General features: G+C 59.2%; 20 protein-coding genes and 1 tRNA gene. 16 read left to right on the plus strand and 5 right to left on the minus strand.

Going from position 1 to position 17,808, the window contains the following annotated elements; translation table 11 throughout:
• Positions 1-27: 27 nt before the first annotated feature.
• On the minus strand, positions 28-1,032 hold the full coding sequence (locus tag MW046_RS06955) for a DUF5784 family protein (RefSeq protein ID WP_247992412.1): 1,005 nt from the start codon (positions 1,030-1,032) through the stop codon (positions 28-30).
• Between the two features lie 175 nt (positions 1,033-1,207).
• Here MW046_RS06955 and MW046_RS06960 point away from each other — a divergent pair, with 175 nt between their 5' ends.
• Positions 1,208-1,381, plus strand: a complete 174-nt coding sequence (locus tag MW046_RS06960; RefSeq protein ID WP_247992413.1) for a DUF5786 family protein — start codon at positions 1,208-1,210, stop codon at positions 1,379-1,381.
• Here the strand turns inward: MW046_RS06960 and MW046_RS06965 are convergent.
• Complete coding sequence (locus MW046_RS06965) at positions 1,368-2,093, minus strand: DUF7530 family protein (RefSeq protein WP_247992414.1); 726 nt, start codon at positions 2,091-2,093, stop codon at positions 1,368-1,370. The genes MW046_RS06960 and MW046_RS06965 overlap by 14 nt on opposite strands.
• The gene (locus tag MW046_RS06970; protein WP_247992415.1) at positions 2,093-2,998 is read right to left on the minus strand and encodes an NAD(P)H-binding protein; all 906 of its coding nucleotides are present in this window, start codon (positions 2,996-2,998) and stop codon (positions 2,093-2,095) included. The genes MW046_RS06965 and MW046_RS06970 overlap by 1 nt, the downstream gene beginning before the upstream one ends.
• Before the next feature lie 126 nt (positions 2,999-3,124).
• Between MW046_RS06970 and MW046_RS06975 the strand changes: the two genes are divergently transcribed.
• The 4 genes from MW046_RS06975 (at position 3,125) to map (ending at position 7,530) form a co-directional block, all read left to right on the plus strand.
• Entirely contained in the window at positions 3,125-4,156 is a 1,032-nt protein-coding gene (locus tag MW046_RS06975; RefSeq protein WP_247992416.1) for a DUF7972 family membrane protein, read from the plus strand.
• A 65-nt stretch (positions 4,157-4,221) separates the two neighbouring features.
• Positions 4,222-5,076 (plus strand): isoaspartyl peptidase/L-asparaginase, encoded by an 855-nt coding sequence (locus tag MW046_RS06980; RefSeq protein WP_247992417.1) that lies wholly within the window; start codon positions 4,222-4,224, stop codon positions 5,074-5,076.
• A gap of 258 nt (positions 5,077-5,334) precedes the next feature.
• Complete coding sequence (locus MW046_RS06985; RefSeq protein ID WP_247992418.1) at positions 5,335-6,570, plus strand: MFS transporter; 1,236 nt, start codon at positions 5,335-5,337, stop codon at positions 6,568-6,570.
• A gap of 63 nt (positions 6,571-6,633) precedes the next feature.
• Positions 6,634-7,530, plus strand: coding sequence for a type II methionyl aminopeptidase (map, locus tag MW046_RS06990; RefSeq protein ID WP_247992419.1), 897 nt, complete (start codon positions 6,634-6,636; stop codon positions 7,528-7,530).
• Positions 7,531-7,540: 10 nt separating this feature from the next.
• Here the strand turns inward: map and MW046_RS06995 are convergent, their stop codons facing one another.
• A complete protein-coding gene (locus tag MW046_RS06995; RefSeq protein WP_247992420.1) occupies positions 7,541-7,753 on the minus strand; it encodes a DUF8029 family protein in 213 nt (70 codons plus the stop codon).
• 530 nt (positions 7,754-8,283) lie between these two features.
• Between MW046_RS06995 and MW046_RS07000 the strand changes: the two genes are divergently transcribed.
• The 7 genes from MW046_RS07000 to MW046_RS07025 all read left to right on the plus strand — a co-directional run bounded on the left by MW046_RS07000 (position 8,284) and on the right by MW046_RS07025 (position 14,907).
• On the plus strand, positions 8,284-11,349 hold the full coding sequence (locus tag MW046_RS07000; protein ID WP_247992421.1) for an adenosylcobalamin-dependent ribonucleoside-diphosphate reductase: 3,066 nt from the start codon (positions 8,284-8,286) through the stop codon (positions 11,347-11,349).
• An 86-nt stretch (positions 11,350-11,435) separates the two neighbouring features.
• Positions 11,436-11,549: an HVO_2523 family zinc finger protein gene (locus MW046_RS19525; protein ID WP_303645422.1), complete on the plus strand. Its 114-nt coding sequence runs from the start codon at positions 11,436-11,438 to the stop codon at positions 11,547-11,549.
• A gap of 86 nt (positions 11,550-11,635) precedes the next feature.
• On the plus strand, positions 11,636-12,835 hold the full coding sequence (locus tag MW046_RS07005) for a cytochrome P450 (protein ID WP_247992422.1): 1,200 nt from the start codon (positions 11,636-11,638) through the stop codon (positions 12,833-12,835).
• A 50-nt stretch (positions 12,836-12,885) separates the two neighbouring features.
• Entirely contained in the window at positions 12,886-13,242 is a 357-nt protein-coding gene (locus tag MW046_RS07010) for a DUF5830 family protein (RefSeq protein ID WP_247992423.1), read from the plus strand.
• Between the two features lie 55 nt (positions 13,243-13,297).
• Positions 13,298-13,437 (plus strand) — tRNA-Met (locus MW046_RS07015).
• Between the two features lie 135 nt (positions 13,438-13,572).
• Entirely contained in the window at positions 13,573-14,307 is a 735-nt protein-coding gene (locus MW046_RS07020; protein ID WP_247992424.1) for an esterase/lipase family protein, read from the plus strand.
• A 57-nt stretch (positions 14,308-14,364) separates the two neighbouring features.
• Entirely contained in the window at positions 14,365-14,907 is a 543-nt protein-coding gene (locus tag MW046_RS07025; RefSeq protein WP_247992425.1) for a GNAT family N-acetyltransferase, read from the plus strand.
• A gap of 33 nt (positions 14,908-14,940) precedes the next feature.
• Here the strand turns inward: MW046_RS07025 and MW046_RS07030 are convergent, their stop codons facing one another.
• Complete coding sequence (locus MW046_RS07030) at positions 14,941-15,324, minus strand: DUF7534 family protein (protein WP_247992426.1); 384 nt, start codon at positions 15,322-15,324, stop codon at positions 14,941-14,943.
• A 155-nt stretch (positions 15,325-15,479) separates the two neighbouring features.
• Between MW046_RS07030 and MW046_RS07035 the strand changes: the two genes are divergently transcribed.
• The 4 genes from MW046_RS07035 (at position 15,480) to MW046_RS07050 (ending at position 17,743) form a co-directional block, all read left to right on the plus strand.
• The gene (locus MW046_RS07035) at positions 15,480-16,010 is read left to right on the plus strand and encodes a DUF7437 domain-containing protein (protein WP_247992427.1); all 531 of its coding nucleotides are present in this window, start codon (positions 15,480-15,482) and stop codon (positions 16,008-16,010) included.
• 39 nt (positions 16,011-16,049) lie between these two features.
• Positions 16,050-16,256: a hypothetical protein gene (locus MW046_RS07040; RefSeq protein WP_247992428.1), complete on the plus strand. Its 207-nt coding sequence runs from the start codon at positions 16,050-16,052 to the stop codon at positions 16,254-16,256.
• Between the two features lie 33 nt (positions 16,257-16,289).
• Positions 16,290-16,535: a hypothetical protein gene (locus MW046_RS07045; protein WP_247992429.1), complete on the plus strand. Its 246-nt coding sequence runs from the start codon at positions 16,290-16,292 to the stop codon at positions 16,533-16,535.
• A gap of 107 nt (positions 16,536-16,642) precedes the next feature.
• Complete coding sequence (locus tag MW046_RS07050) at positions 16,643-17,743, plus strand: mandelate racemase/muconate lactonizing enzyme family protein (protein ID WP_247992430.1); 1,101 nt, start codon at positions 16,643-16,645, stop codon at positions 17,741-17,743.
• Positions 17,744-17,808 lie beyond the last annotated feature (65 nt).

Below are 17,808 nucleotides of genomic sequence, written 5' to 3' on the forward strand. Positions count from 1 at the left end.
TCGTAAACATTGAATCCTTCTTGGAGTTCACACCCACGCCAACGAGTGATCCAAATCGATCGGGAGATCACCGACGGCGTACCCTTCGATCGAACCGGTCGGTCGTGCCCGGAAAACGACGGTTGGTGTGTGGGCGAGACGGGGCTGTTCGCCTTTGACGGCGTTCCACTGATCGTCTCGGAACGATGAACAATCAACGAGCAACACCGCCTCGTGATGGGCATCAAGCTGGTCGTCGGTTTTGGCTTCAGCGGTCTGTTTGAGCGCTCCGATGGGCGTGTCGATGGTTCGGCGGGTCGGCGGACGGGGACGGGTGACTTCGACGAGTACGTCCGCATCGGATACTCGGAAGTCAAGCGTGTAGCCGCTGTTCAGTTCGATCTCCGGAACGAACGCATGACCCGACACATCGAGAAGTTTCGCGGCGGTGAACTCGCTCATCGCGGCGCTCATTCGCACGAGATCGACATCGGTGCTCGTCCCGACCTTCCCGGCCATCGTCTCCCGGTACTGATCGAGAACTCCCGTATGAAGGATCTCTTCATAAAAATCCAGCGCCGCATCGCGCCCTGCATCGGGAAACCCAGCGGCGTGGTCCCGGAAGAACGCACGCGTGCTCTCCTGTCCGTCCTTCGAATGAAACACGGGAAGGAAAAACCAGCTGAGATGGGGGTAGTCCGCCAGCCACGGCTCTTGATCGCGGAGATCGGAGAGGAGTTCGTCGTGTGCCCACCGAGAAACATCGTTCGGAGCGGCTCCAAACCCCACTTTGTCGGTCTGCCAGAGCGTTTGTGGCGTCTCGGTGTTCCCGAGCCAGTATCCGACGTGGGGAGCACCTGCTGCTGTTCGCCACGCGAACAACGCGAAATCACCGTTATCCATGTCGAGCCGACAACCCTCGAACGCTCCAGGAACTGATGATTGACGAAGCGTTGCACCGAACGTCGAATCGAGCGGCGCGAGAAGATCGCGCCGAACACGGTCTATCGACCACGAGGACATTGAGACCCGAAACCGGAGTGGACCTGCCACGGTTTCTTTTGATCCCCAACGAGTTTATCGATTCCGCTCTCGCAACTGCTGGGTTTTCCGGATATTGTTCGCTGTACTCCGTATGCTCGTCAATCAGTCCGAGTTAACAGTTTTCATTTTTAACCTATACCACCGTTACATTGATAAGCTTCAATTGATAACTATTATTCACACCATGTCAATGGGTGCCTTTGACGAGGACGAGTACGAACGTCGTGAAGCGAAAAACGGCGTTGTCGACGCCGATTTCGACGATGAGCGGGTAGAGTACCGCGGAACGCTCACGTATGACTCCGGTGACTCTACGGAGGTACTCCTCGATCAGTTCAAACAGATCAAATCGAAATAGTGTCCTCGATCTCCGTGATTCGACGGGTCAAAAGGAGAATCGATGCGCCAGTGACGACAGCAACAGCAGCGACGTGGGCGACGAGTGCGGCTGCGAGCACGGGTTGTCGGGGCAGAAACGGGAGTAACAAGAGCTGGAGAACACCGAACGTAACGTTTTCGACGTCAGCTCGTCGGAGGGCGCGAGCGGTTCGTGCGTCGAACTGGGTGTAGTACTGCCACGACCGCCACAGCGCTGTGACAGAAGTCCACCATCCGGTGCCGACGCGATAGCAGACGTCCCAGAGGATGAGCAACAACAGATACACGACGACGACCGGCGGGTGAGAACCGATGAGTCGGGTGACGAGACGGAAATCGTCGAAGACGAACAGGTGGGTAACGACCGCAACGAACGCGAGCACCCCCAATACGACTTCGACGCTCGATCCGAACAGGAGTCGGCGATACGTTTCGGGAATAGCTTGGCCTCGGACGAGCGTGGAGATCCGAAGCATCTCGATACTCCCGATCGCAGCAACGAGAACCGCTGCCGTTCCGGCGACGACCGCTGACCACAGATCGTAGTACCATGCCGACAGCACAACGCCCGCCTCGAAGAGACCGAGCTGGATGATTATCGCAACCGGTCTCGACAGATCGATTCCGGGAAGGGCAGCAACGATGCTCTCATACACCCACGTCTCACCGAATTCGATTTCATCGTCCGTCATCACTGCTGGTTTCGGGTGTCGTCAGGATGGATCGTCCGTTCGAGCGCAGTCGTGAACGGAGTTCGATCGATCGGAACCAGCGACTGGATGCGGGTATCGGTGACGACGACCGGATCGTTCAAGCCGTCGAGGAGCGGGGTGACGATGCGATGGGATACGCCGGTCAGCAACGCTACGCTGTGTCCGGAGAACAAGGACGAATCGACGGGAAGCGTCACGATCATTGGTGCTCGGTTCTGTGTTGCGCGCCCGATCCGTATCAACATCTCCCGATAGGTGAGCACGTCCGGCCCACCGATCTCGAACGTGTCGTCGGCAGTTTCGGGCACTGAGAGCACGCCGGTGAGGTATTCGATGGCATCGTCGATAGCGATCGGTTGACACCGCGTGTCGATCCCTTTGGGAGCGATCAGAACGGGATACCGTTCACCGAGCCGTCGGATGATTTCATACCCGGCGCTGCCGTCACCGATGACGATCGCGGCCCGAAGCGTCGTCAGATCGTACGCACCCGTATCGAGGATCCGCTCGACCTCACGGCGGGAACGAAGGTGATTCGACAGCCGGCCTTCGTTCGAACCGAGTCCACTCAGATAAACGACACGGTCGATGTCAGACCCACTCGCCGCCCGGGCGAAGTTACGCGCTGCATTCCGGTCGCGTTCTGCGAACGAGCCGCCATCCCGCATCGAATGAACGAGGTAGTACGCCGCCTCGACGTCCGACAGTGCGTGCTCGAAGTATCTCTCATCGAGCAGATCACCCTGTGTGACTGTGACGCCGACGGGTGGATCGTATCGGTGTCGGTCACGGACAAGCGCAACCACCTCGTGTCCATCGTCGAGCAGCGCGGGCACCAGACGGCTGCCGACGAATCCGGTCGCCCCCGTGACTAGCACGCGCATATTCGAGCCATGCACTCACACCGCATAAATGTCGACGCGTTCGCCATCCGTGATACGGCGAGTCGCTACGTCAGGCCGACTTAAGACGTCGAACAACAGTAGGTGAATGCGCCCCAATCACGAACCATGGAGAGAGTAGACGAACTATCCCAACCAGAAGAGACGATGCGGGAGCGGGTGGGTGACAGCCGGCTACGGCACTGGATACTGATCACAGGCAATCGATGGGTAGTGACGGGACTGTTGTTGGTGGGGTCGTATCTGTTGTTGCTCGTCTTCTACGCGATCGGGCCGACAGTGGCTCGAAAACTCACAACCGGCTCTACCGTGTCGTCGGCGTTTAGCTCGATGATCATCGCAACGGTCACGAGCGTTACACTCGTGCTCACGATCGGACAGTTAGTACTCTCACAGGAGATCGGCCCGCTCGGTGAACAGCGCCAGCGGATGAACCGCGCTACCGAATTCCGCGAGAAGATCGAAGAATCGAGCGAGATCGGTGCGGTGCCTGCCGATCCGTCTCGGTTTTTCCAGACACTCATCGATCTGGTCGAAAGGCGGACGCGAACGCTCAACGAAGCAGTGACTGAGGACGCTACCGCCGAAGAGACTGAGGACATCGTGGCGTACACGGAGGATGTCATCGACCACAGCACAGCGGTACGAAACGATTTAGAAGGGACAACGTTCGGCTCGTTTGAAACGCTGTTGCCCGTGTTGAACTACAACTACTCCTGGAAGATCGCCACAGCCCGATCGCTGCGAGAGCGCTACAGCAGAACGCTCTCGGAAGCCGCAGATGACGCGATCGAAGACGTCATCGAAGCGTTGCGGTTTTTCGGTCCTGCCCGAGAGCATTTCAAGACGTTGTATTTCCAGTGGGAAGTCGTCAACATCTCGCGGGCAATGCTGTACGCCGCGCTGCCTGTGCTGATGCTCGTCGGCTACACGATCTTCGTGAACGAACCGTCAACGCTGTCCGGGCCGGGAGCGATCGCCGGATTCGACACCACCTATCTGTTCGTTGGGGGGCTGTACGTCGTGTCGCTGCTTCCGTTTGCGGTGTTGCTTTCGTACCTCCTTCGCCTGCTGACTGTCGCAAAGCGGACGCTCGCGATCGGCCCGTTCATCCTCCGCGAGACGGAACGCGGAGAGTAACGGTCGAAACGGATCTCGTGAAGCGAGACCGACAGTGTATCCATGCCCCCGATTCACGGAAGAACATGAACGTTATCGCCCACGGGGGAGCGGGAGGAGCAGTAGAGCACCCCGAACAGCGCCAGTCGGTGTTAGAACGAGCGGTTACAGCCGGAGAACGCACCGCAACGCCTGTCGATGCGGTCATCGAGACGGTGAAACGACTGGAGTCATCGCCCCGGTTCAACGCTGGCGTCGGCGGAGCGATCCAATCGGACGGCGTCGTTCGGACCGATGCCGGCGTAATGTGCAGCGACCGGGAGGTGGGTGCGGTCTGCTCGATGCCCGGTGTCAAACACGCTAGCGAGGCTGCTCGCGTCGTCATGGAGGAAACCCCCCACGTGCTCGTGGCGGGAGAGCGAGCCGTCGCGCTCGCGAACGCGTTCGATATCCAGACGGACTGTGATCTCCGGAGCGAGCGGACAACCGATGACTGGACCGATCTCGACAGTCCCGATAACGACGCCATCACCGATCAGTTGGCGTTCGTCCGCGACCAGTTCGACGGCACCGACACCGTCGGAGCGGTGGCGACCGACGGGGAGCAAGTTGCGACCTGCACCGCAACCGGTGGACGGTGGTGTGCGCTCGCCGGACGCGTCGGAGACGTACCACAAGTCGGCTCCGGGTTCTACTGTACGCACGCCGGTGGGGCGAGCGCGACCGGCGAAGGCGAGGAGATCGTCCGCGTGACGCTCGCCCGGCGCGCAGTCGACCACCTCGAACTCGGACGGGAACCACAGGACGCCGCCGAACTCGCCATCGAGGAACTCGAAGATCTCACCGGCGCCAGAGCGGGGGTCATCGTCATGGATCCCGATGGCTCGGTCGGACGCGCGTTCAACACGGAAACAATGCAGACGAGCGCCACCGACGAGTAACCGACAAACAGCGCTGTACAGATCCTATCGGGAGCACCCGCTTCGTAAGGTTGAAATGTAGCATAATCGAATTCAGGATAGCGGGCGGCTCTACGGACATGCGGCCGGCTTTTGCGGCTCTCTGTCGGCAACACTACTGCGTTGGCATGGGTCAGTCTTAATAGACTGCTGTCACGAGCGATAGCTCGGTTGGGTCCGTGGCCGTACTGGATTCGCCACGCCCGACACCAGTACGCGAGTTCCGCCAGACACAGATCTATGACCACCACACACATCACCAATCCACTCGCAGACATCCAGCAATCCAAGACAGTTCTTATTATTTTTGCAAGTACGCTCGTCAGCGTGATGGGCGTCTCACTCATCAGCCCGGCGCTACCGACGATTCAGGCGGCGTGGGACATTTCAGCCAGTCAAGCAAGTCTCCTCATCTCGGCGTTCACGTTGCCCGGAGTCGTATTAACACCGTTCGTTGGACTCGTCTCCGACCGCATTGGCCGCAAGCAGGTACTCGTTCCGTCATTATTTCTCTTCGGCGTAAGCGGCGTCCTCATCGTGTTCGTTGATGAGTTCGTGACGATTCTCGGTCTCCGCGTCATGCAGGGTATCGCTGGCAGCGCCATCATGAGCCTCACTGTGACGCTGCTCGGCGACCTGTTTTCTGGTGACCGTCGGAGCCGTCTCATCGGATTGAACGCGGCTATCCTCGCGGTCGGCGCAGCAGGCTTCCCTCCTCTAGGGGGAGTCCTAGCCCTGCTCTCGTGGACCGTCCCCTTTGTCTGCTTCGCACTCAGTATTGTCATTGCCGTCATCGGTTCTGCGATACTCCCTGAAATCGAACACGGCGCGGACTCATCCGGTCTCTCATACGTCATCAACGCGGTACGAGCTGTCCCAACATGGAGAGTGCTCGGACTGTACGTGTCTTTTTTCGGTATTTTCGTCATTCTGTATGGAGCACAGCTCACGATCGTGCCGTTCATTCTCGATGATCTTTATGGACTTTCATCGGGGATGATTGGGTTGTTGCTCGGCCTTCCAGCAGTAACGATGGGACTGACGTCCTCCCAATCGTCCCGGCTCCTTCACCACCTCTCGCCGCCGCGGCTCATCGCCCTCGGCTTTGTGACGTACGGGGTCGGTATGACGGTCGTATCACTCACCCACTCACTCGTCGTCCTGGCGGGGGCACTCTTCTTGTTCGGGATCGGACAGGGGTTTTCCGAACCGATAACCGATACAGCACTGAACGCACTCACGCCCGATTCGTTTCGTGGCGGCATCATGAGTATTCGGACGAGCGTGCTCCAGTTCGGGACGACCATCGGTCCGCCGATGTTCGTCGGCATGGCCTCGTTCGTCGGCAACACGACCACGCTCCTCATCACCGGGATCGCCGCGGTCATCCTTGGCGTCTCAGGAATCGGGATGCTCACACTCTGTAAGGATCGTGACGGACACTCGCTACGCGCTGATGAGTATCGCCATCGATAGCTCTCTCAGCCACGAGTAAGCACACAACACAACGCATATCCTCCAGTCGGCCGGAAAAGAACCATGAGCGATGTCGACCTCACCGACGAACAGTACGAAAAACACCGAGAGGCCGGTCGGATCCTCGCAGAGGTTCGGGAGGGAGCCGCCGAACGCGTTGAGGTCGGCGCGAGTCACCTCGAAGTCGCCGAGTGGGCCGAAGAACGGATCCGAGAGCTGGGCGGCGAGCCGGCGTTTCCGGTCAACATCAGCGTCGACCATGAAGCCGCTCATGCGACGCCCTCGATCGACGACGAAACAACGTTCGGCGAGGAGATGGTCAACCTCGACATCGGCGTGCACATCGACGGCTGGCTGGCCGATACGGCGATCACTATCGATCACTCGGGCAATGCCGAACTGAAAGAGGCCTCGGAACAAGCCCTCAAGGCAGCGCTCGAAACGATCGAACCCGGCATCCACACCGGGACGATCGGCGCGGAAATCGAGGACGTGATCGATGGCTACGGCTTCAATCCCGTCGTGAACCTCACCGGACACGGACTCGGCCACTGGGAACAGCACGTTCCGCCGAATATCCCCAATCGCGCCATCGATTCCGGCGTCAAACTCGAAGTAGGCGACGTAGTCGCCATCGAGCCGTTCGCTACCGACGGCAGCGGGAAAGTCAACGAGGGTGCCACCGAGGAGATCTTCGCGCTCGATCACGAACGCTCGGTCAGAAACCGTCGTGCCAGAAAGGCACTCGAACAGATCACCGACCAGTTCAAAACGCTCCCCTTTGCCACCCGGTGGCTCGACGTCGACCGCGCCGAGATGGCCCTCCGACGGCTGCAACGGGCGGACGTGATCCACGGTTACCCCGTCCTTCAAGAGGAAGAAGGTACCCTCGTGAGCCAGAAAGAACACACCATCATCGTTACCGAGAACGGGTGTGAAGTGACGACACGGATACGCTGAAAGCGGTGAGCTAGCCGAAAAGTGGGAGCATCGGCGCGGCCAGCGAAACGAACGAACTCGCCCCGAGTAGCCACAGCATTCCGGCGATGACCGCCACGATAATGACCACCTTGATCGCCAAATTCAACAGAAACCGACCGATGAGCAACACGGCGCCGATAACGGCGATCGTTACGAAAGCGTCCGGGACAGTAAGTAACTGAAGTGGTAACACCACGTTCATGACGGAGGCACAGCATCCTCCCAGTTAAATCATGCCACATCTGTGAACAGGAGAGGATATCGTCTTTCAGGACGGGCACAATCGCGTACGCTCCGTGGCGCAATCGCCACTAATCGGCAGGTGGGAACTCAACGCTTAGATCCATCTAGAATGATATAAGAGAATGAGTGAAATCTACGCGTAGAGGTTGCCGTCCGGATACTGGGATGGGGCTCAATAAGACGCTCAAACGTCGATCCATCGTTTCAAAATTATTATTAAACCCCGAATCGTTTCCACTCCAATACCCTTTCCCACCCATGGTTCGTAGACGTAAGGTTCACTTTCACTCCGGTCTAAGAACCGTTATTGGGACAGGCACGAAGGAAGTCAAACGTGCAGCCCACACCCCGGAGAGTCACGTGTGATCATATTATCACATGCGACCCGAGCCGTAGCGTTGAAATGATTTGCAGTCGGACCCGCCTTTCATCGATGACTCGAAACGGAGACCAACAGGCCACCACACGAACCCGCACGGAGTGTACAGTATGAGCCAGCCACAACAGTCTGCGGAGGAGATCACCCTTCCGATCAAGCGAACCGAAGAGGATACACTCGAAGGTCGGATGACCGAAAACGCGTACAACAACATCTTACCAGCACGCTATCTACGCAAGGACGCAGACGGTACGCCCATCGAGACCCAAGAGGAACTGTTCGAGCGGATCGCAAAGAACATCGCACTGGCCGAAGCGGTGTTCGAAAGCGAACGACGAGAAACCGAGATCACTGTCCAACCTAACCAGCTGAAGCCCGACCATCCCCGCCGTGATGAACTCGCCGCCGAGGTGTTCGGTGCTGGCGTGACGGCCGATGACGACGCCGAAACCCCGCTCTCTGTTTATAACGTCAACAAATTTGCGTACGATACGGTCGTTCCAGAACTCCCGAGCGAAATCGCAGATCACGTCGAATCCACGGCTGACACGTTCCGTGAGCTGATGGAGCGACTCGCTTTCATCCCGAACTCCCCGACGATCATGAACGCCGGGGACGAACTCCAACAGCTCTCTGCCTGTTTCGTGATGTCGCCCGATGATGACCTGACGAACATCCATGAAACAGCAAAGAACGCTGCAGAAGTCTTTCAGTCGGGAGGCGGTTGCGGATATGCGTTCTGGCAGCTCAGACCGTATGGGGACCCGGTTGGATCGACGGGGGGCATCGCATCGGGTCCGATCACCTTCATGCGAACGTACGACCAGCTATGTGAAACGATCGCTCAGGGCGGCACCCGCCGGGGCGCACAGATGGGCGTCATGCGCGTCTCTCACCCAGACGTGATCGAGTTCATCCATTCGAAGAACAAGGACGTCTCATTGGCCCACTGTCTCCGCTTGAACGATCCCGACGACTACACCTACACCTCATTCTCGGAAGCGCTCGAAGAGGCTCGTGGACTGATCGACGAGGACGGCCGCGTGCCCAAACACCTCCGCAACGCCGTGGAGGGCCATCTTTCGAACTTCAACATCTCCGTCGGCGTCACGGACGGCTTCATGGAAGCGCTGTACGCCGGCGAAGAGTTTACCTTCACCAATCCCCGCACAGGCGATCCCCACATCGCCACTGCCGAAACCAAGGAGATGTACGAGCGGTACGATCTCGGCGAGCACATCGAGATCGGCGAAGAGCTATCGATTCCCGCTGAACTCATCTGGGAGCGCATCATCGACGGCGCACACGAAAACGGCGAACCCGGCGTGATCTACCTCGAACGGGTGAACAACGAACACTCGTTCGACGTGGACGAGCACCCAGATCATGAAATTTTAGCAACAAACCCGTGTGGTGAACAACCGCTCGAAGAGTACGAAGCGTGCAATCTCGGGCACATCAACCTCTCGACGCTCGCGGCACGGAACGCGCCCGACTGGCGGGTGTGGTCGGAAAACCACGCGGACGAATACGAGTCCCAAGCAGCGGCGGTCGAGGCGTTCTTAGAGGAAGCGATCGACACGGCGGAGTTCGACCGCCGGATCGAGTTGGGCACGCGCTTTTTGGAGAACGTGGTGACGATGTCCGATTTCCCGGTTCGAGAGATCGAGGAGAAGGTCCGGGAGATGCGCAAGATCGGACTCGGCATCATGGGGTTAGCGCAACTGTACATCCAGCTCGGCATCCGATACGGTTCAGACATCGGAAACGAGGTCGCCCGCCAGCTCATGGTCCACATTAACCACCACTCGAAACAGACCTCCCACGAGCTGGCCGAAGAACGCGGGAGCTTCGAGGAGTGGTCGGACTCCAAATACGCCGATCCGCTCGAATACCAGGAGTGGTTCGAACACCAGACGGGCCAGTCCGCCGAGGAATGGGCAGACGGCTTCCCGATCCGGAACCACAACACGGTGACGATCGCACCGACCGGAACGACGTCCATGGTCGGAAACACGACGGGCGGGTGTGAGCCGATCTACAACGTCGCCTACTACAAGAACGTTTCAGACGACGTGCAAGGTGATGAGATGCTCGTGGAGTTCGACGACTACTTCCTTCGCGTGTTGGAGGCCAACGACATCGATGTCGACGCCGCCAAGACTGAAGCGACCGAACAGATGGCGAGCAACACGTTCGACGGCGTCGATTCGCTGTCGACGGTACCCGATGCCATCAGCGAGCTGTTCGTCGTCACCTCGGACGTCACCGCCAAACAGCACGCTGCCGTCCAGTGTGCCTGTCAGGACGGGGTGGATTCGTCGATCTCGAAAACGGTGAACGCCCCGAACGATTCGACGATGGCCGACGCACGGGAGGTCTTCGAGTACATTTATGACCACGGCGGCAAGGGCGTCACGTACTACCGGGATGGAACGCGCTCGAAGCAGGTGTTGACCACACGAGCCGAAAACGCGGAGTTCGCCGACGAGCGCGAAGCCGCAGCGACGATCGTCGAGCAGATTCAGGAGGTGTTCGGCGATGTGGAGGCGTTCCTCGACAACGAGGATGTGCGGGACAAGCTCGAAACCGATATCGAGGAGCTGTTGAAGGGACAGGCCGGTGGCGCGTACGCACGCGAACGGCCACGGCCGGACGTGCTGTACGGCGTGACCCAGCGCATCGACACCGGCTACGGCAAGATGTACGTCAACATCAACGAGGACGAAAACGGCGAACCGTTCGAGCTGTTCGCCACGATCGGCAACTCCGGTGGCTTTACGGCGTCGTTCACCGAGGGATTGGCCAAAACCATCAGCTACGCACTGCGTTCCGGCGTCGATCCCAACGAGATCGCTGAGGATCTTGAGGGAATCAGGAGTCCGAAGGTGGCATGGGACAAAGGCGAGCAGATCAACTCCATTCCCGATGCGATCGGCGTGGCAATGCGGCGATATCTCGACGATGAGATCAGCAAACCCTACCCACAACAGCAACATCTAACGGAAGTCGCTGAATCGGCCTCCGAAACCGAGGACCGATCGACGACCGACCTCGACACCCAATCGCTCATCGATGCCGGGGAAAGCCCGGAATGTCCCGACTGTGGGTCGATGACGTTGTACTTCAGCGAAGGCTGCAAAACCTGTGAAAACTGCGGCTGGTCGGAGTGTTGAACTGCGCTAAGCCGAACTAGCGCGATCGTCGGTCCGACGGACACGCCGATCGAAAGCGTTTGTTTATCAGTTCTCCTACGTCAACTATGAACGGCGGACGACCGTGTCCGATCTGTGACCGACCGATGACTCATCGCCACTGCAAGTACGTCTGTTCACAACACGGGGTCATCTACGACTGTTCTGACACGTTCTGGTGAGACCACCTCATCACAGTCATTGCTCGCCGATATCCACAGTCGAACGACCGAAAAGCCTACAAAATGACTGAACGTTCATTCAATGGATGTCGTCTTCCAATTCGGAGGTCCCACTCACAGCGCCACCGGTCCCGATTCGTGATCGGGAGAGTCAGCTCGATCCGTTCGATTGGTACGCCGAGATGCGACAGGACGATCCCGTTCGGTACGACGAACGCCGACAAACGTGGGACGTCTTCCGGTATGAGGAGGTTGATCGTGTGCTCCGCGATCACGAGACGTTCTCATCTGATCTCACCACAGCGGACATCCAGCCGCCTCGGGTAGGAGATGACGATTCGGGCTTTCGAACGATGCTCAGGGCCGATCCGCCGGATCACGGGCGTCTCCGGGAGTTCGTCAACGAACGGTTTCAGCCGGGGACGATCCGCCAAAATCGAGCGCGGATCGAGGAGTTGACCGTCAAGCAGTTAGATCAGCTCGAAGACGAACGCCGGATCGACGTGGTGTCTGATCTCGCCGATCCGCTTCCCGTCTCGGTGATCGCCGAGCTGCTCGGGATCCCCACCGACCGCCGCGAACAGTTCAAAGAGTGGTCAGACGCGCTCGTGACCCCAGACGCCGAGGATACCGAGCAAGCCCACGAAACCCAGCGACAGGATGCGTGGACCGAGATGCAAACGTACTTTTCTGAGCTGATCGACGAGCGCGAAAACGGTGGTGGTGACGATCTCATCACCCTCGCAGCGACGGCCAGAGAGCTCGACCGAGAGGAAACGATCGGGTTCTGTATTCTCTTGCTCATCGCGGGTAACGTGACGACGACGAACCTCATCACGAACGCCGTTTGGTGTTTCGAGGAGCACGACGTGACCGAGCGGGTCCGCTCGGGCGAGATCGATCGCACGCAGGCGATCGAAGAAGTGCTTCGTTACCGGTCGCCAGTACAGATGGTCCGTCGTGTCGCTACCGAGGACGTCAAGCTCGGGGGGCGACGGATCACGGCGGGCGAGCGAGTGACACCGTGGATCGGCTCTGCGAACAGGGATCCGACGATGTTCGATGCACCCGAGGCGTTCCGGCCGGAACGCCAACCCAATCCACATCTCGCGTTCGGACGAGGGATTCACTACTGTCTTGGTGCTCCCCTCGCGCGCATCGAGGCCGACGTTGCACTCGGTGAACTCCTCGATCGGTTTTCGACGATCGAGCCGGATCTGACCGATCGGACACCGCGCCCGACTTTCCACGGACTTACCGCCCTCCCGTGTGCAGTCGGACGGTGACACGCACCGAGAGCGCAAATCATTATTCCGCCGTAGCGAGTAGGAGGGGTGTGACCGACGATCCGGTCGAACTCGGCGTTCAACTGCTCGAACGACTCGAACACGCGGAACTGTCACTCGCCGAAACCATCGATCGGCTGGAGACGATCACGACTCACCCCGCTACGACACGCGAAATCCTCGAAACTGCCCAGACACGGGGCATTATCGAGCGGGATGGAGACACAGTTACGCCGACGGAGGGTCAGTTCCTCCGGTTCCAGAGTGAAGTGGTTACGAAAGACGGAGAGTTCACCTGTCGACGGTGTGGTGCAACCCTTTCGACAGGTCATTTCATGCGGCTTCCCGCCGGGGACCACGGTCCCTTTGGATCGACCTGCATCCGAAAAGTCACCGGGCGAGAGTGAGCTAGCGGACCGACATGAGAAGGTTAAAGAGGAGGAGTGTGATAAGAGCAAGTGAGCCCGGGTGGCTTAGCTGGACATAGCGCCGCACTCATAGGGTCACGAGACCGTGCGGTACCAACCCGCATCCCTGAGGTCGTGCCGAGGCCTCGTACCTGGGATATGCGGAGATCGTGGGTTCGGAGCCCACCCCGGGCATTACGTCCCGCGTTTCGTTTTTTTTTTGGAGCTGGCGATCGATGACGTTGATCCAATAGATATGAAGCACGATAAATAACCGGCAACATCCTCATTTGTGAATCGTCCTCATTTGTGTTGGGGGACGATACCATGATGCATCAGAAGGGTAGTCGAACGGTCACTCGACGGGGGTTTCTCACGGGGATCGGGGCGGCGAGTGTCACAGCAGCCAGCATCACTGCCGTCGGTAGCGCCACACCGACGACTGACCGCTCACCAGTTCTCATGGTCCACGGCTTTCTCGATTCCGGAAAGACGCCGTGGTGGGATATCACCACGCACCGATTGCAGGAGATCGGCTACACAGAGGATCAGTTGTACGTACTGAGTCTCGGCACACTTGCCACGACAGTCGATTCACCGACGGTGTACGCCGAAGAGGTAACAACAAAACTCCAGTCTATCAGCACCGGTCACGACAGCGACGTCGACATCATCGCTCATTCCATGGGGGGACTCGATTCCCGGTGGGCGATCGAAAAGATGGGGGCCGACCAGTACGTCGATTCACTCATCACGCTCGGCACGCCCCACCAGGGAACGTACGTCGCGTATCTCGCGTACATTACACCCGGCGGTCGGGACATGGTACCGGGCAGCGACTTCCTACAGGAGCTAAACGACGGACAGCTCACAGAAAGCGTCGACTACACGGCGCTCTGGTCGAACTTTGACGAACTGATCACGCCCGACGAGTACGCCACTCTTCCCGACGCGGAGCGGGAGTCAGTATCGACCGCGCAAAACGTCTTCGTCCCGTACAAAGGCCACATCCAGCTCGCCTTGGATGAGGAGGTGTTCGAAACGTACGCGCCGTCTCTTGGGTGACGACACCGAGGCGCACGGCTACACAAGACCTTTGCTCGATTGATATGAAAACCGGCCATGCCCGGTCCATGCTTTCTGGAGGGAGACACCGTGACCCTCCGACCGATCGAACGGGAAGACATCGACTTTCTCCAGCGCGCCATGAACGACCCGAGGGTGTGGCGGTCCGCCCTCGACATCGATCCGATGAACCACGAGCAGGGAGCCGAATTCTTCGAAACAGTGATTTCCGACTCCGATAGCATTCACTGTCTTGCCTGCGATGGGGAGGAGCCGCTGGGCGTCGTCTCGTTGACGGGGACCCAGTACGGGCCGGACGAAACCGTTCGGTCGCGGGACGCAGAACTCGCCTACTGGTTCGCGCCCGACCACCACGGCGAGGGGTATGGGTCGGACGCCGCTGCCCGAATGGTGCAGTACGCCTTCGAGGACCGGAATCTCCGGCGGATCAGCGCTCGCGCCGGGAGCTTCAACGACGCCTCGATCGGACTGCTCGAATCGTTGGGGTTCGAACACGAGGGAACCCGGCGTCAGGCGGCGTGGTTTCGCGGCGAGTATCACGATATGCGCTTGTACGGCCTGCTACGCGAGGAGTGGTGACCGTCGAAACTTTGAGACTGAGAATGGTGAGGTTCAGTGGCGCTGTTCGTCGTCGTGGACCAATCCGATCCGGCGACGGAGGCGGGCGTAGCCACCCCGCCAAACCAGCCAGTAAGCGGGGAGAAGTCCAACGACAACGAGGGGCGGGAGCTGTAGCAGCTGTGTGAATGGATCAGGAGGAGACAGTTTAGCCCCGAGCACGAGAGCGAACAGCTGCGCAAACACCACCGTCCCGGCGATGCGTTCCCGGCGGGAGGCGGGTTCGCTCCGACCGCCGATCTTGTGCCGGTAAAGGAAATACGCGACGGTGCCGAGCAGGGTGGCGACACTACCGATCGCCCACGACAGCGCTGAATCGCTCCCGCGGGCGGTCGCGTCGGCGTGAATCCAGTAGCCCAAGAGGACCGATACAGCCACGAACCAACACAAAACCAGAACCGAGAGAACCATGAACAGTACGCTCGATTGAAATATCATCGATATGATCAGATTCCGTTCGCTTGCAGGATACGTTTTACGTGATGTTCGAGAGCAAGCGCACATCTCTATACGGAGCTTCTGAAGCGGGACGAGTGGACGGCCACACGATCGCTCAGCGAGACGAGCGTGTTTTTCCCAATCGACGGTGTACGACGCATTCCTTGCGCCAGACCGCGCTCGTGGAAGTCCGCGAGGAAGGGCGCGAGCGGCACTACCGGACGGAACCGTTCAAAGTGGGGATCATCACGGCTGGTGAGCCACAGTTGACGATGATCATCCCCACGATCATCGCCGCCATCGGTCAGCAAGTCGCCGACGACGATGTCTCGCAATTCGTCGAAGAATACGGTGTCGAACGGTTAATCAACGTGGTCGCGTATGTCAAGCCGTACATCGACGGACGGATGACCGAACGGCTTGCGACCCGCGAACTCGATCTTCCGACGATCGTCGGGACGACGATACTGATCGCGCTCGAAGACACAGTTCGAGAGATGCAAGAGCTCGATCCGTTTTTCGGCGATCTCCGGGATGCAACCGAAGACGACGGACGACAGCCATCCCACGAGATCCAGTTCGACGATAACACCCGTGTCGTGTTCGAGCAGAACGAATCCGAATAGCGATGGTCGATCTATCTTCGATAACGACGTACCTCGCCGATGCGAATCTATTCATCCGGGCTGGAACGCCGAATCGACCGGCTGCACAGGGCACTGCGCGCGTTTTTCGTGCGCGAGCCGTGGACGCTGGTGATCCATCCTTCCGTCGCCACCGAGCTGACCCACGAGACACGAAGTACCCGTGACATCGAACCCTTCAACAGGCGATCGAGGAAGGATGACGAGGATGGCGACTGTTCCCGATGATCTGATGGCATCCCTCGAGAAGCGGGCAAGAACATGTATCGCCGCAAAGACGAACCGACCACCATCTGTGATCGAAGCACGGATATCCAACTCGTCGTGCTGGCTACCGACCGGCTTGAACGCGGTATCGATACTGATATCGGCGTCATTACCAACGACATCGCGGCCGGCACCTGCTTCGACAGCGTGCTCACCGACGCTGGCTACGAACGGTCGGAGTACATCGATGCGAAGCAGTTCCTCACGAGGCTCCGAGACTGGTATACAGCAAACGCGTGATAGTCATGTTCGCCTTTACCTTATTTCAACTCCAGCAGACAGAAACACCACAGACACCTCGTATCCGAGGCCGAACCTATTTCTCGGTGCCCCCGTCGCCTGTTGGCATGAAAATAACTGGCGTTACCCAACACCACGTCGAACACGCGATGGACGAGCCGTTTCACCCGACGTGGATTCCGGGCTACCCCCAAGCGACACACGAGGCCGAGCTGTTCGAGATCGAGACCGACGCGGGAATCACGGGGCTGGCAGCCAGTCCGAGCTTTGCAGGCGGACTGGACTACGAGGACCAACTATCATACTTCCTGCTCGGCGAGGATCCGCACAACGTCGAGGGGATTTTGCGCAAGCTGGAGGGGTTCAACCTCGTCGGACCACGCCCGTGGCACGTCGAACACGCGTTGTGGGACATCATCGGCAAGGATGCAGGTAAACCAGTGTACGAGCTGTTGGGCGCAGAAAGCCGTGAGATTCCGGTGTACGCGAGCACCGGGCAAGTGATCGACGCGGACGAACGCGTCGACTACGTCCAAGAGCGCGTGAGCGAGGGGTACGAGGCGGTGAAGCTGCGGATCACCGAACCCGAACACACCGAGATCGTCCGCGCAGTACGCGATGCGTTCCCGGAGCTGACGCTGATGGTCGACGCGAACAAAGGGTGGGCCGTCCGGGTGATGGACGAGGAACGCCAGTGGTCGTTCGCCGAGGCGCTCACGGTCGCCCGCGAGCTGGAGGAGATCGGCGGGATTGGATGGCTGGAGGAGCCGCTCCCCCGCCACGATTTCGAGGGGTACGCCCGGCTCCGAGAGGCAACCGACGTCCCGATCGCCGGTGGGGAGTTCAACAACGGCGCGTGGCAGCTTCGGGAGCACCTCACCCACGACTCGCTCGACGTGCTCCAACCTGACGCCGCACTCGCAACCGGCATCAAACGCGCCACCGAGATCGCGGCGATGGCGCGCCAACACGGCGTAACGTTCGTGCCACACACGTGGACCAACGGGCTCGGCTTCGTCGCAAACCTCCACGTGATGACCGCTGCCGGAAGTCCATGGTGTGAGTTCTCGATCGATCCCCCGTGGACACCAGCAGTCCGGGATTGCTTCCTGACCGAAACGATCGACCACGAGGACGGCATCATCACCGCACCCGAGGGACCCGGACTCGGCGTCGAACTCGACCGGAACCAGATCACAGACGAGTAACACGATCGCCGGGTTCGGTTGTGAAAAGCGAAAAGAAATGTGGCTCGACCGAAGAAGTGTTTTGT

Source organism: Halocatena salina, from assembly GCF_023115355.1.
GTDB classification, from domain to species: domain Archaea; phylum Halobacteriota; class Halobacteria; order Halobacteriales; family Haloarculaceae; genus Halocatena; species Halocatena salina.

Bases quoted from the DNA above. Each gene is read 5' to 3' on its own strand.
- MW046_RS06960 (WP_247992413.1), top strand. From the start codon at position 1,208: ATGTCAATGGGTGCCTTTGACGAGGACGAGTACGAACGTCGTGAAGCG.
- MW046_RS06965 (WP_247992414.1), bottom strand. From the start codon at position 2,093: ATGACGGACGATGAAATCGAATTCGGTGAGACGTGGGTGTATGAGAGC.
- MW046_RS06970 (WP_247992415.1), bottom strand. From the start codon at position 2,998: ATGCGCGTGCTAGTCACGGGGGCGACCGGATTCGTCGGCAGCCGTCTG.
- MW046_RS06975 (WP_247992416.1), top strand. From the start codon at position 3,125: ATGGAGAGAGTAGACGAACTATCCCAACCAGAAGAGACGATGCGGGAG.
- MW046_RS06980 (WP_247992417.1), top strand. From the start codon at position 4,222: ATGAACGTTATCGCCCACGGGGGAGCGGGAGGAGCAGTAGAGCACCCC.
- MW046_RS06985 (WP_247992418.1), top strand. From the start codon at position 5,335: ATGACCACCACACACATCACCAATCCACTCGCAGACATCCAGCAATCC.
- map (WP_247992419.1), top strand. From the start codon at position 6,634: ATGAGCGATGTCGACCTCACCGACGAACAGTACGAAAAACACCGAGAG.
- MW046_RS06995 (WP_247992420.1), bottom strand. From the start codon at position 7,753: ATGAACGTGGTGTTACCACTTCAGTTACTTACTGTCCCGGACGCTTTC.
- MW046_RS07000 (WP_247992421.1), top strand. From the start codon at position 8,284: ATGAGCCAGCCACAACAGTCTGCGGAGGAGATCACCCTTCCGATCAAG.
- MW046_RS19525 (WP_303645422.1), top strand. From the start codon at position 11,436: ATGAACGGCGGACGACCGTGTCCGATCTGTGACCGACCGATGACTCAT.
- MW046_RS07005 (WP_247992422.1), top strand. From the start codon at position 11,636: ATGTCGTCTTCCAATTCGGAGGTCCCACTCACAGCGCCACCGGTCCCG.
- MW046_RS07020 (WP_247992424.1), top strand. From the start codon at position 13,573: ATGCATCAGAAGGGTAGTCGAACGGTCACTCGACGGGGGTTTCTCACG.
- MW046_RS07025 (WP_247992425.1), top strand. From the start codon at position 14,365: ATGCCCGGTCCATGCTTTCTGGAGGGAGACACCGTGACCCTCCGACCG.
- MW046_RS07040 (WP_247992428.1), top strand. From the start codon at position 16,050: ATGCGAATCTATTCATCCGGGCTGGAACGCCGAATCGACCGGCTGCAC.
- MW046_RS07045 (WP_247992429.1), top strand. From the start codon at position 16,290: ATGTATCGCCGCAAAGACGAACCGACCACCATCTGTGATCGAAGCACG.
- MW046_RS07050 (WP_247992430.1), top strand. From the start codon at position 16,643: ATGAAAATAACTGGCGTTACCCAACACCACGTCGAACACGCGATGGAC.